This is a genomic window from Salmonella sp. 741265116_PST (genome assembly GCF_046567715.1).
Lineage (GTDB): Bacteria > Pseudomonadota > Gammaproteobacteria > Enterobacterales > Enterobacteriaceae > Salmonella > Salmonella enterica.
Genome location: NZ_JBKFPH010000003.1, coordinates 82,045 through 94,034 on the forward strand (window position 1 = coordinate 82,045; position 11,990 = coordinate 94,034).

Here is an 11,990-nt window from a genome sequence, read left to right on the forward strand (position 1 = left end):
TTAAGATCAAGTGGAGTGGTCACATGCGCTATTTTTTTATGGCAGAGCCGATAAGGGCAATGGAGGGGGATTTACTGGGTGTCGAAATTACTACCCATTTTGCATCGTCGCCCGCTCGTCCGCTACACCCTGAGTTTGTTATCTCGTCATGGGACAATTCGCAGAAGCGCCGTTTTCTGCTTGATCTGTTGCGGACAATCGCGGCTAAACATGGCTGGTTTCTACGCCACGGCCTGTTCTGTATCATAAATATCGATCGGGGTATGGCGCAGCTTGTCCTTCAAGACAAAGATATTCGCGCGTTACTACACGCCATGCTATTTGTGGAACTGCAGGTCGTTGAACATTTTTCATGTCAAGATAACGTCTTAGTCGATCCTTTAATACACGCGCTTCATAAACAACCTAATCCATTATGGCTGGGCGACCTGGGCGTAGGGAACGCAACCGCTGCGCCATTAGTTTGCGGGTGTTTTAGTGGCGTAAAACTTGACCGCAGCTTTTTTGTCTCACAAATTGAAAAAATGACGTTTCCGCTGCTTGTCAAACATATCCGGCGTTATTGTGACAAGATCGTGGTGGGTGGCCAGGAAAACACGCGCTATTTGCCGATGTTAAAAACGGCAGGCATTTGGGCAACCCAGGGCACGTTATTTCCTTCCGTTGCGTTAGAAGAGGTGGAAACATTGCTGTTGGGCAGTCGCGTGAACACCCTCAGAGAATCGAACTGAGGGTATTTGTTTCGCTTAGCGATCCTTTCGCCATGCGTCAGCAGTCAGCGCCTCGCCAAAATGACCTGCGATTAAACGGCGGGTAAGCTCATGTAGCGGAGAGGCGAGCACATCGGCGGTGCTGCCGCGTTCAACCACTTCCCCCTGATGCATCACTAATACCTGATCGCTAATATGTTTCATCATGCCGATATGCTGCGTGACATAGATATAGGAGATGCCTTGCTTTTCCTGCAATTCAAGCATGAGATTGATGAGCTGCGAGCGCATGGACATATCAAGCGAAGCCAGCGCTTCGTCCGCGATAATGACTTTAGGGCGTAAAATCAGCGCGCGGGCCAGGCCCAGACGTTGTTTCTGCCCCGGCGCCAGCATATGCGGGTAGTAGCTCACATGATCGGGCAATAGCCCTACCATACGCATCGTCTCGACAATCTGTTTGCGCCGCTGTTCCGGCTCCAGATCGGTATTAAGGCGCAGGGGGAAGTCAAGGATCTGTGAAATACGTTGACGTGGATTCAGTGACGTTGAGGGGTCCTGAAAAATCATTCGAATACGTTGGCTTCGAAACGAATAGTCGCCGTAATGCAGGGGATGATCGTCAATAAGAAGCTCGCCGCTGGTAGGTTCAATCATGCCGGCCAGCATCTTTGCCAGCGTGGATTTGCCGGAACCGTTTTCGCCGATAATGGCCAGGGTCTGACGCTCACGAAGCGTAAAGCTTAATGGTTTCACGGCGTCTACGGTCTGGCGGCGAAACCATCCTGTCCGGTAGCGAAAGGTTTTACTCAGGTTGCGCACTTCAAGCAGAGTTTCCACCATATCACTCTCTCTCCATATTCAGCGGAAAATGACAGGCATAGAGATGATTTTTCGCGCCGGTTAAGCGTGGCGTGATAATGCATTCTCGTTGCGCGTAAGGGCAGCGCGGCCCCAAACGACAACCTATCGGTAACTGCTCCAGTAGCGGGATCGCACCCGGCAGCGTATTCAGACGGCTTTTATGCGGCATCGCGCTGCCAAAATCCGGAATCGCACGGATAAGCGCCTGCGTATAAGGATGATGTGGCATCGTCACCAGATCTTTACTTGGCGCGGTTTCTACCGTCTGGCCGCAGTATAAAACGTTGATTTTGTCAGCCCACTGACTCAGCATTTGCAGGTCGTGGCTAATCAACAGAATGGTGGTATTACTGTTTTGATTCAGTCGGGTCAGCAGGCGAAAAATTTGCGCCTGTGTCGTCGGTTCCATTGAGTTGGTGGGTTCATCAGCGATCAGGAGTCGCGGTTGATTCGCCAGCGCGATAGCGATCATGACTTTCTGACACTCGCCATCGGTCAGCTCATAGGGAAAACTGCGCATCGCGTCTTTATGATCTTTAATTCCCACCCTGTGCAGTAATTCAATTGCACGCCGTTTACGCCAGCCTAAACGCTGCCACCAGCGGCCTTTATAGGTCCAGGCGGGAATATTTTGCATTAACTGGCTGCTGACGCGTTCGGAAGGATCAAGGCACGACTGCGGCTCCTGGAAGATCATCGACACATTATGCCCGACCAGCTTACGCCGTTCACGAGAGGAGAGGCGCAGCAGATCGATATCATCAAAACGCATACGGTCGGCAGTGACTCGCCAGTTGTCTTTCGCGACGCCGCAAATAGCTTTAGCAATCAAGCTCTTTCCGGAACCCGACTCACCTACCAGGCCGCGAATTTCGCCTTCGCTTAATGTCATACTGACGCGATCGACCGCTTTTACCCAGCCTTCGCTGGTTTTAAATTCAATGGTGAGATTGCGGATATCCAGTAACGGCATTATTCCACCCCCGCAATAATCGCACGACGAATCCCATCTCCGAGCAGGTTTACCAGTAAAACACTGAGCGTTATCGCCGCGCCGGGTAGCATAACGGTCCACGGCGCGACATAGATTAGCTCCAGCGCATCTCCCAACATGGCACCCCATTCGGGAGAGGGAAGCTGCGCGCCGAGATCTAAAAATCCCAGCGCGGCGATGTCCAGAATCGCCATCGACAGCGCCCGGGTAATTTCGGTGACCAGACCGGCGGTAATATTCGGTAAAATGGCGAACCACAGAATATTCAGCGTTGTCGCGCCATCCAGACGGGCGGCAATGACGTACTCTTTTTCCAGTTCATCATGCACCATGCTGTAGACGGAACGTACCATTCGCGGCAACAGGGCCAGCCAGACGGCAAACATCGCGTGTGATAGATGTGGGCCGGCAAATGCCACGACGATAATCGCCAGCAAGAGCGAAGGGATGGAAAGCAGCGTGTCCAGAATATGGTTCAGTACGGCAGAGCGTAAACCGTGCGTCGCGCCTGCCACTACGCCGAGGACTAATCCACATAGCGTAGCCGCCAGCGTTACGATAAACGCGCCGCCGACCGTGGGCGCCGCGCCGCTTAACAGGCGGCTCAGCACATCGCGTCCCAGATCGTCAGTCCCCAGAAAAAAGGAGACTTCACCATAGCGTGACCAGGAGGGCGGCAGTAGCTGATAGCCCAGAAATTGCTGATCGATACCATAGGGCGCGATCCAGCCGCCAAAAATACACAGCAACGCCAGACCGGCGCATCCATATAGGCCCACCATCGCAGGCGCGTCGCTATAAAATTTGCGCCAGGCCGTACGCAGGGTGCCTGGCGGGCGCTTTTCGCTGTATACGCTATCGTAAGGCATACCATTCCTTATGTTTCAGAGGGTTAGCCATAGCACCCAAAATATCGGAAATCACATTAACCACAATAACCAGCGACCCAATGACCATCACGCCAGCGGAAATAGCGGCATAGTCCTGCTGACGAATGGCGTGAATTAACCATCGTCCCAGTCCTGGCCAGCTAAAAACCATTTCGGTAATCATCGCCAGCGTTAACATGGTTGAAAACTGCAGGCCAAGACGGGGAATGACCGGCGGCAGCGCATTATGCAACACGTGGCGACGTAAAATCGTAAAGCGCGACAAGCCGCGCGTGGCCGCCGCTTTAACGTAGTTCTGATCGTAGACTTCAATAGTGCTGATTCGCATCAGGCGGATCACTTCTGTGGTCGGCGCGACGGAAAGCGTGAGCACCGGTAAAACCATATGTCGTATGGCGCTCATCACCATTTCATCGCGCCACGGCGAATCTGAAATCCAGGCGTCAATGATGGCGAAACCGGTAACCGGTTTAACTTCATAAAGCAGGTCAAAGCGCCCGGATACCGGCAGCCACCCCAGCGTGAGCGAAAAGAACAGTGTGAGCAGAAGCGCCAGCCAGAAAACCGGAATTGAGAAACCTAATAGCGCCAGCGCGCTGATAAAACGATCCGGCCATTTGCTACGCGTCACGCCAGCCAGCATCCCGACCGGGATGCCGACCATCAGCGCAAAACCAAAAGCGAGAATGCACAGCTCCATCGTGGCGGGAAACACCTCTTTAAGCTGTTCGGAGATCAGCTGGCCGTTAATGCTGGACACGCCAAAGTCCCAGTGCAGCAGACCGTTGAACCAGAAAACCCAGGCATTCCATAATGATGCGCCTTGTAGCGGCGCGTGCGGCGTAAAATAGCTCAGGCTAAAGCCGATAAAGGTCAGGAAGAACAGCGTCACCAGCAACAGCAATAACCGACGCAGGGTGAAGATAATCATGGTTTTTTCACCTCTTCGTGTTTTTCGCGGGAGACGCCGGCAAAAGACGCATTGCCGAACGGGCTTAACACCAGCCCTTTAATATCGTAGCGGTAAGCCTGCAGGCGTAGTGATGATGCCAGCGGCAGTATCGGCAGCTCTTTTTCCAGGATATTCTGCGCTTCCTCATACGCTTCTATGCGCGAAGCCAACTGCTGCGACGACAGTGCCTTACGCAGCACGCTGTCAAATTCAGGGTTACACCAGTGGGCGAAATTGGTTTGCGAATTGATGGCTGCACAGCTTAACAGCGGTCTGAAAAAGCTATCCGGATCGTTGCTGTCCGTGGCCCAGCCGGATAAGGTCAGATCGTGATTCATATCCATCAGGCGCGCCTCCTGAAAGCGGCCTTCAACCGGCACAATGACCACTTTTACGCCAACCTGCGCCATATCCGCCTGAATAAGCTCCGCCGTTTTTAGCGGACTTGGGTTCCAGGCCTGAGAACTGGTCGGCACCCAGAGATGCAGCGTAAGATTCTCAATGCCCAGCGCTTTTAGCTGTTCGCGCGATTTTTGCGGATTGTACTCCGTAATTTTGGCATCGTTATCGTAAGCCCATGAGGCTCTCGGTAAAATGGAGGCTGCGGTTTCTGCCGTGCCGTAATAAATCGACTGCATCAGACGCTGGTTGTTGATCGATAAGGCCAGCGCATGGCGCACTGCGGGATTATTCAACGGCGGCTTATCGGTGTTAAAGGCCAGATAGGCGATATTCATCCCCGGGCGCAACGTCAGACGCAAACGCGGATCGTCGCGTAAAATAGTTAGCTGGCTGGCGGCGGGCCAGGCCAGAACATCGCATTCACCGGTCAGTAATTTCGATAAACGCCCGGTACCGCCAGAGCCTAAATCCACCACCACTTGCGGCATCAGCGGTTTGCCGCGCCAAAACCCATCGTGGCGCTGGAGACGAATAAACTGCCCGGCACGGTACTCCGAAAGCTGGAAAGGCCCGGTGCCGACCGGTTGGCGGTCTAGCAGTTCCTGACGATCTTTTCGGCTAAGCTGCGCGGCGTACTCAGCGGACATGACGGAAGCGTAGTGTGTGGCCAGATGCCATAAAAAGGAGGCGTCTGGCTGCGTCAGGCGAAACTCAACGGTGTTATTGTCCAGCTTACGCACGCTTTTTACATTGTCGGCGAACTGTAGGCTATCAAAGTAGGGGAAGCTACTACCGTTGATGTTATGCCACGGATGTCGACGATCGAAAATTCGCTGAAAGGTAAAGACGACATCATCAGCATTGAGTTTTCGGGTCGGCGTAAACCAGGCGGTTTTTTGAAAGGAAACGTCGCGGCGCAGGTGAAAACGGTACGTTGCCCCGTTATCCAGCACTTCCCAGCTTTCTGCCAGCTCGGGGACTAAACGATAAGTATAGGGATCGACATCCAACAGGCGGTCATATAACTGGGCGGCCAGGGTATCGACGATGAGGCCGCTGCTCGCTTTTTGCGGATTAAAGGTGTTGACCTGCCCGCTGACACAATACACAAAGCCGCTATCGCGAATATCTGCACTCGCGGTTTGTTCGGGCGCAGTCGCAGCCGTAGCCTGACTACTCAGTAGACCCGCTATCACGATCAGAGACGATAAAACCAGGCGCATAATAGTTAAGTTTTTGAAGTTCAATTTGCAAAGTGTATCGCACTTCGGCCCGCCACGTAAAAATGTCGGTGGATAACTGGCGTAAATGTCGTCAATTAGCCGGAGAAATAGCTAAAGCTGATGCTTTTTAAGCAAGGCGCGAAACTGGTGGTAGGTGAGTGCCAGCAAATCGGCGGCTCGTTTCTGGTTAAATTTCGCCTGCTGTAAGCTACGTTGCAGCAGCGCTTTTTCCTGTTGCAGTTGAAACTCACGTAATTTGAGCGGCAGGTCAGGCGTGGCGGATGCCGCTGGCAGGGCGGGCGCGGGCGGTTCGGCGGGATGGCGTTGAAAAGGATCGATAACAATTTCATCCAAAGGATGTTCACTACTGCCGTGGCGATACACTGAACGTTCGACTACGTTTTTCAGCTCGCGGACATTACCCGGCCAGGCGTAATGCAACAACGTTTCTTTTGCCCGATCGGTAAAACCGGGAAATAAGGGCAGACGTAGTTCACGACACATCTGAATAGCAAAATGCTCGGCCATCAGCATGATATCGCTCTGGCGTTCGCGCAGCGGCGGCAGTTGTACAACATCAAAAGCCAGCCTGTCGAGCAGATCGGCACGAAATATCCCTTCCTTCACCATGGCGGGTAAATCGGCATTGGTGGCGCATACTAATCGCACATTAACCTGTAACGGCTGGCTGCCGCCGACGCGCTCTAGCTCGCCATATTCAATCACTCGCAGCAGCTTTTCCTGTACCAGCATCGGCGCTGTCGCCAGTTCATCCAAAAACAGCGTGCCGCCATCGGCGCGTTCAAAGCGACCGGGATGACGTTTTTGCGCCCCGGTAAAAGCGCCCGCTTCATGGCCAAACAGTTCGGAGTCCAGCAGGTTTTCGTTAAGCGCCGCGCAGTTAAGCGAGATAAGCGGCCCCTGCCAGCGTGAAGAGAGATAGTGCAGGCGATTGGCGATAAGTTCTTTACCCGTCCCGCGTTCGCCAATGATCAGAACTGGCTTATCCAGCGGCGCGAGCCGGGAGACTTGTTCCAGTACTTCAAGAAAACGGTTTGCCTCGCCGAGCAGGTTATCTTTAAATTCAGCCATGATGAAAATCGCCACTTGTTAGTGTTTTTCACCACTTTATCCTTTTTTGCTGGCGAGGTAAAGCGAAATAATTCCTTTATTATCAGTGATATGAAAAGTTGGCACGCAAATTGTATTAATCATGTAGCAGGGCATCGCCCGTTATCAGAACATTATGTGAGGATTGAATTATGGGTATTTTTTCTCGTTTTGCCGACATCGTGAACGCCAATATCAATGCGTTGTTGGAAAAAGCGGAAGATCCGCAGAAGCTGGTGCGCCTGATGATTCAGGAGATGGAAGATACGCTGGTGGAGGTTCGCTCGAACTCCGCGCGTGCTTTAGCGGAAAAGAAACAGTTATCCCGTCGTATTGAACAGGCCACGGCTCAGCAGACCGAGTGGCAGGAAAAAGCGGAACTGGCTCTGCGCAAAGATAAAGACGATCTGGCGCGCGCCGCATTGATTGAAAAACAAAAGCTGACCGATTTAATTGCTACGCTTGAACAGGAAGTCACGCTGGTGGATGACACGCTGGCGCGCATGAAGAAAGAGATTGGCGAGCTGGAAAACAAACTCAGCGAAACACGCGCTCGCCAGCAGGCGCTGATGCTGCGTCATCAGGCGGCGAGTTCTTCCCGTGATGTCCGTCGTCAGCTTGATAGCGGCAAACTGGATGAAGCCATGGCACGGTTTGAATCCTTTGAACGTCGTATCGATCAAATGGAAGCGGAAGCGGAAGCGGAAAGCCATCGTTTTGGTAAGCAGCAATCGCTGGACCAACAGTTTGCCAACCTGAAAGCCGATGATGAAATCAGCGAGCAGCTGGCGCAGTTGAAAGCCAAAATGAAGCAAGATAATCAATAATGACAATGGCGGCGCCGGTACGCGCCGTCGCTCATCAGCTTTAGGTGTAAGGAGAACGCATGAGCGCGCTATTTCTGGCCATCCCGTTAACCATTTTTGTGTTGTTTGTGTTACCGATTTGGCTGTGGCTGCATTACAGCAACCGCGCCGGTCGGGGAGAACTTTCGCAAAGCGAGCAGCAACGCTTACTGCAACTCACAGACGATGCGCAACGTATGCGCGAGCGCATTCAGGCGCTGGAAGACATTCTTGATGCAGAGCATCCGAACTGGAGAGAGCGCTAATGGGTGGAATCAATCTGAATAAAAAACTATGGCGTATGCCGCAAAAGGGCATGATGCGGGGTGTTTGCGCCGGGATCGCCGACTACCTTGATGTACCGGTAAAACTGGTACGTATTCTGGTCGTGCTGTCGATTTTCTTTGGGCTGGCGTTTTTTACCGTAGTGGCCTATATCGTTCTGTCTTTTGTACTGGACCCTATGCCGGATAATCTGGCCGCAGGCAAACCGCAGCCGACCAGCGGCGAACTGCTGGATACCGTAGACAGAGAGCTTGCCGCAGGCGAAAAGCGTTTGCGAGAAATGGAACGCTACGTCACGTCAGATACGTTCACACTGCGTAGTCGTTTCCGTCAACTTTAAGTGTTATATCGGGAAGGTGAAGATGAATACTCGCTGGCAACGCGCCGGGCAGAAGGTGAAGCCCGGCTTCAAAATAGCAGGTAAGCTGGTTCTGTTGACCGCGTTACGCTACGGGCCTGCCGGCGTGGCGGGATGGGCGGTAAAATCCGTCGCCCGTCGTCCGCTAAAAATGTTGCTGGCGTTTGCGCTGGAGCCAGTACTTCGTAAGGCGGCGAATAAAATTTCGCAGCGTTACAAATAGCGAGTCTGGTCATAATATTTTGTTAAGCTCTGGCGTATAGTGTATGCGAAATACATTACGTGTCAGGACGGAAGTATGTTGAAAAAAGGAATATTTGCGTTAGCGTTATTCGTAGCCATGCCGCTTTATGCCGCAGAATACTGGATAGATGTCCGCATTCCGGAACAATATCAACGTGAGCATATTCAGGGCGCGATTAATATCCCATTGCAGGAGATTAAATCTCATATCGAAACGGTAGTTCCAGACAGGAACGATACGGTAAAGTTATATTGCAACTCCGGGCGACAGTCGGGCATGGCAAAACAAATGTTGCTTGATATGGGGTATACGCACGCGATGAATATGGGCGGTATCAGTCGTCTTGATATGCCGAAAGTAAAAAAATAGATAATCTATTGCTCAATACTCATACTAACCGCGGCGCTTAATGCGCCGTTGTTGATCTCTCCGGGTAGTTGATAATAACGTTTTTGCACATATCTATAACGCAGGCTCGTTATTATTTTTTCTTCTCTTCAGGCTCAACAGGATGTCAATGAAGCGACTTAAAACTGAACTCAACGCGCTGGTCAATCGTGGGGTAGACAGGCATTTGCGTCTTGCCGTAACCGGGTTGAGCCGCAGCGGTAAAACGGCGTTTATCACGGCGATGGTTAACCAGTTGCTTAATGTCCACGCGGGCGCGCGCTTACCGTTGCTCAGCGCGGTACGCGAAGAACGCCTGCTTGGCGTAAAGCGCGTGCCTCAACGTGATTTTGGTATTCCCCGTTTTACCTACGACGAGGGGATACTTCAGCTTTATGGCAATCCTCCCGCATGGCCCACACCGACGCGCGGTGTCAGTGAGATTCGGCTGGCATTGCGCTATCGCTCAAACGACTCGCTGCTGCGCCATTTTAAAGATACCTCGACATTGTATCTGGAGATTGTGGACTATCCAGGGGAATGGTTACTCGATCTGCCCATGCTGGCTCAGGATTATTTAAGCTGGTCCCGTCAGATGAACGGCTTGTTACAAGGACAACGCGCTGAGTGGGCCGCAAAATGGCGGCAACTTTGCGACGGGCTCGATCCGCTGGCGCCCGCCGATGAAAACCGGCTGGCGGAGATTGCCGCCGCCTGGACGGATTATTTGCATCAGTGTAAATCGCAGGGATTGCATTTTATTCAGCCTGGACGGTTTGTTTTGCCGGGCGATATGGCGGGCGCGCCAGCGTTGCAGTTTTTCCCGTGGCCGGATGTGGACGCCTTCGGCGAGTCAAAACTGGCGCAGGCGGATAAGCAGACCAACGCTGGAATGCTGCGCGAACGCTTTAACTACTATTGTGAAAAAGTGGTCAAAGGGTTCTACAAAAATCATTTTCTACGCTTTGATCGCCAGATTGTGCTGGTCGACTGTCTACAACCGCTTAATAGCGGACCGCAGGCGTTTAATGATATGCGTCTCGCCTTAACGCAGCTGATGCAAAGTTTTCACTATGGCCAGCGGACTCTGTTTCGCCGCTTGTTTTCGCCGGTGATTGATAAATTGCTGTTCGCCGCAACGAAAGCCGACCATGTCACCCTCGACCAACATGCCAATATGGTGGCCTTGCTCCAGCAGCTTATTCAGGATGCCTGGCAAAATGCCGCGTTTGAAGGCATTAGTATGGATTGCCTGGGGCTGGCGTCGGTACAGGCGACCACCAGCGGCGTGATTGAGGTCAACGGTGAAAAAATCCCGGCTTTACGTGGAAACCGTTTGAGTGACGGCGCGCCGTTAACCGTGTACCCCGGCGAAGTGCCTTCGCGTTTGCCGGGGCAAGCGTTTTGGGATAGTCAGGGTTTTCAGTTCGAAGCCTTTCGTCCGCAGGTGATGGATGTTGATAAACCGTTACCGCATATTCGTCTGGACGCTGCGCTGGAGTTTTTAATAGGAGATAAGCTGCGATGAGCGAACCGTTAAAACCGCGTATTGATTTTGCAGAACCGCTAAAGGAGGAGCCTACGTCGGCCTTCAAAGCGCAGCAAACTTTCAGCGAAGCGGAGTCGCGTACATTTGCGCCTGCGGCTATCGATGAGCGTCCGGAAGACGAAGGCGTGGCAGAAGCGGCGGTCGATGCCGCGCTGCGCCCCAAACGCAGCCTGTGGCGTAAAATGGTGATGGGAGGACTGGCGCTGTTTGGCGCGAGCGTGGTCGGGCAAGGCGTACAGTGGACAATGAATGCCTGGCAAACTCAGGACTGGGTCGCTTTAGGCGGCTGTGCCGCAGGCGCGCTGATCATTGGCGCTGGCGTGGGATCGGTGGTCACGGAGTGGCGGCGATTATGGCGCTTGCGCCAGCGGGCGCATGAACGCGATGAAGCGCGTGAACTGTTACATAGCCATAGCGTCGGGAAAGGTCGCGCATTTTGCGAAAAACTGGCGCAGCAGGCGGGGATTGATCAATCACATCCGGCATTACAACGTTGGTATGCCGCTATTCACGAAACGCAAAACGACAGGGAAATCGTCGGTTTGTATGCGCATCTGGTACAGCCGGTACTTGACGCGCAGGCGCGACGTGAGATTAGCCGTTTCGCCGCGGAATCGACTCTGATGATCGCCGTCAGTCCGTTAGCGTTGGTGGATATGGCGTTTATTGCCTGGCGTAATTTACGCCTGATTAACCGTATCGCAACGCTGTATGGCATTGAACTTGGTTATTACAGCCGCCTTCGTCTGTTCCGTCTGGTGTTGCTGAATATCGCATTCGCGGGAGCCAGTGAGCTGGTGCGTGAAGTCGGTATGGACTGGATGTCTCAGGATCTGGCCGCACGTTTGTCCACGCGCGCGGCGCAGGGGATTGGCGCAGGCCTCCTTACCGCTCGACTGGGAATAAAAGCGATGGAGCTATGTCGACCATTGCCGTGGATCGATAACGATAAACCACGTCTCGGTGATTTTCGTCGTCAGCTTATCGGTCAGCTAAAAGAGACGTTACAAAAGAGTAAGTCGTCGCCTGAGAAATGACCTTTCACAGGGCGTTGACTGCCTGCCTTTACGCCGCAGCGCCCGTTTTTCCGCCATGCTGTCAATATTTGTTGACAGAATCCTTCCTGCCAGCCGAATAGTGGCTTATCATCTATTTAATGGTTCATTATTCAGGTGAA

At 52.9% G+C, this 11,990-nt stretch carries 14 protein-coding genes; 8 read left to right on the forward strand and 6 right to left on the reverse strand.

Going from position 1 to position 11,990, the window contains the following annotated elements; translation table 11 throughout:
- Positions 1-23 precede the first annotated feature (23 nt).
- Positions 24-731, forward strand: coding sequence for an EAL domain-containing protein (locus ACLD11_RS03165; RefSeq protein WP_411011269.1), 708 nt, complete (start codon positions 24-26; stop codon positions 729-731).
- A 15-nt stretch (positions 732-746) separates the two neighbouring features.
- Here the strand turns inward: ACLD11_RS03165 and sapF are convergent, their stop codons facing one another.
- From sapF to pspF, 6 genes are all read right to left on the reverse strand, one after another.
- On the reverse strand, positions 747-1,553 hold the full coding sequence (gene sapF / locus ACLD11_RS03170) for a peptide ABC transporter ATP-binding protein SapF (protein ID WP_000230462.1): 807 nt from the start codon (positions 1,551-1,553) through the stop codon (positions 747-749).
- Between the two features lies 1 nt (position 1,554).
- The gene (sapD, locus tag ACLD11_RS03175; protein WP_183059638.1) at positions 1,555-2,547 is read right to left on the reverse strand and encodes a peptide ABC transporter ATP-binding protein SapD; all 993 of its coding nucleotides are present in this window, start codon (positions 2,545-2,547) and stop codon (positions 1,555-1,557) included.
- Positions 2,547-3,437 carry a peptide ABC transporter permease SapC gene (gene sapC, locus ACLD11_RS03180; protein WP_001146150.1) on the reverse strand — a complete coding sequence of 297 codons (891 nt, stop codon included), beginning with the start codon at positions 3,435-3,437 and terminating at the stop codon, positions 2,547-2,549. Before sapC ends, sapD begins: the two co-directional genes overlap by 1 nt.
- Positions 3,424-4,389, reverse strand: a complete 966-nt coding sequence (sapB, locus tag ACLD11_RS03185; RefSeq protein ID WP_000583298.1) for a peptide ABC transporter permease SapB — start codon at positions 4,387-4,389, stop codon at positions 3,424-3,426. Before sapB ends, sapC begins: the two co-directional genes overlap by 14 nt.
- Complete coding sequence (gene sapA, locus ACLD11_RS03190) at positions 4,386-6,035, reverse strand: peptide ABC transporter substrate-binding protein SapA (RefSeq protein ID WP_001241629.1); 1,650 nt, start codon at positions 6,033-6,035, stop codon at positions 4,386-4,388. Before sapA ends, sapB begins: the two co-directional genes overlap by 4 nt.
- A gap of 111 nt (positions 6,036-6,146) precedes the next feature.
- Positions 6,147-7,127, reverse strand: a complete 981-nt coding sequence (pspF, locus tag ACLD11_RS03195; protein WP_411011270.1) for a phage shock protein operon transcriptional activator — start codon at positions 7,125-7,127, stop codon at positions 6,147-6,149.
- Between the two features lie 170 nt (positions 7,128-7,297).
- Here pspF and pspA point away from each other — a divergent pair, with 170 nt between their 5' ends.
- From pspA to ACLD11_RS03230, 7 genes are all read left to right on the forward strand, one after another.
- Positions 7,298-7,972, forward strand: a complete 675-nt coding sequence (pspA, locus tag ACLD11_RS03200) for a phage shock protein PspA (RefSeq protein ID WP_411014519.1) — start codon at positions 7,298-7,300, stop codon at positions 7,970-7,972.
- Between the two features lie 59 nt (positions 7,973-8,031).
- Positions 8,032-8,256, forward strand: a complete 225-nt coding sequence (pspB, locus tag ACLD11_RS03205) for an envelope stress response membrane protein PspB (RefSeq protein WP_001274953.1) — start codon at positions 8,032-8,034, stop codon at positions 8,254-8,256.
- On the forward strand, positions 8,256-8,615 hold the full coding sequence (gene pspC / locus ACLD11_RS03210) for an envelope stress response membrane protein PspC (protein WP_023202035.1): 360 nt from the start codon (positions 8,256-8,258) through the stop codon (positions 8,613-8,615). The genes pspB and pspC overlap by 1 nt, the downstream gene beginning before the upstream one ends.
- Positions 8,616-8,637: 22 nt before the next feature.
- Positions 8,638-8,856, forward strand: a complete 219-nt coding sequence (gene pspD, locus ACLD11_RS03215; RefSeq protein ID WP_001097607.1) for a phage shock protein PspD — start codon at positions 8,638-8,640, stop codon at positions 8,854-8,856.
- A 75-nt stretch (positions 8,857-8,931) separates the two neighbouring features.
- Positions 8,932-9,246: a thiosulfate sulfurtransferase PspE gene (gene pspE, locus ACLD11_RS03220; RefSeq protein ID WP_001615721.1), complete on the forward strand. Its 315-nt coding sequence runs from the start codon at positions 8,932-8,934 to the stop codon at positions 9,244-9,246.
- A 148-nt stretch (positions 9,247-9,394) separates the two neighbouring features.
- Positions 9,395-10,792: a YcjX family protein gene (locus tag ACLD11_RS03225; protein WP_000825860.1), complete on the forward strand. Its 1,398-nt coding sequence runs from the start codon at positions 9,395-9,397 to the stop codon at positions 10,790-10,792.
- Entirely contained in the window at positions 10,789-11,850 is a 1,062-nt protein-coding gene (locus ACLD11_RS03230) for a YcjF family protein (RefSeq protein ID WP_001294463.1), read from the forward strand. The genes ACLD11_RS03225 and ACLD11_RS03230 overlap by 4 nt, the downstream gene beginning before the upstream one ends.
- Positions 11,851-11,990 lie beyond the last annotated feature (140 nt).

Excerpts from the sequence above, each read along its gene's own strand:
- ACLD11_RS03165 (WP_411011269.1), top strand. The coding sequence starts at position 24 with ATGCGCTATTTTTTTATGGCAGAGCCGATAAGGGCAATGGAGGGGGAT.
- sapF (WP_000230462.1), bottom strand. The coding sequence starts at position 1,553 with ATGGTGGAAACTCTGCTTGAAGTGCGCAACCTGAGTAAAACCTTTCGC.
- sapD (WP_183059638.1), bottom strand. The coding sequence starts at position 2,547 with ATGCCGTTACTGGATATCCGCAATCTCACCATTGAATTTAAAACCAGC.
- sapC (WP_001146150.1), bottom strand. The coding sequence starts at position 3,437 with ATGCCTTACGATAGCGTATACAGCGAAAAGCGCCCGCCAGGCACCCTG.
- sapB (WP_000583298.1), bottom strand. The coding sequence starts at position 4,389 with ATGATTATCTTCACCCTGCGTCGGTTATTGCTGTTGCTGGTGACGCTG.
- sapA (WP_001241629.1), bottom strand. The coding sequence starts at position 6,035 with ATGCGCCTGGTTTTATCGTCTCTGATCGTGATAGCGGGTCTACTGAGT.
- pspF (WP_411011270.1), bottom strand. The coding sequence starts at position 7,127 with ATGGCTGAATTTAAAGATAACCTGCTCGGCGAGGCAAACCGTTTTCTT.
- pspA (WP_411014519.1), top strand. The coding sequence starts at position 7,298 with ATGGGTATTTTTTCTCGTTTTGCCGACATCGTGAACGCCAATATCAAT.
- pspB (WP_001274953.1), top strand. The coding sequence starts at position 8,032 with ATGAGCGCGCTATTTCTGGCCATCCCGTTAACCATTTTTGTGTTGTTT.
- pspC (WP_023202035.1), top strand. The coding sequence starts at position 8,256 with ATGGGTGGAATCAATCTGAATAAAAAACTATGGCGTATGCCGCAAAAG.
- pspD (WP_001097607.1), top strand. The coding sequence starts at position 8,638 with ATGAATACTCGCTGGCAACGCGCCGGGCAGAAGGTGAAGCCCGGCTTC.
- pspE (WP_001615721.1), top strand. The coding sequence starts at position 8,932 with ATGTTGAAAAAAGGAATATTTGCGTTAGCGTTATTCGTAGCCATGCCG.
- ACLD11_RS03225 (WP_000825860.1), top strand. The coding sequence starts at position 9,395 with ATGAAGCGACTTAAAACTGAACTCAACGCGCTGGTCAATCGTGGGGTA.
- ACLD11_RS03230 (WP_001294463.1), top strand. The coding sequence starts at position 10,789 with ATGAGCGAACCGTTAAAACCGCGTATTGATTTTGCAGAACCGCTAAAG.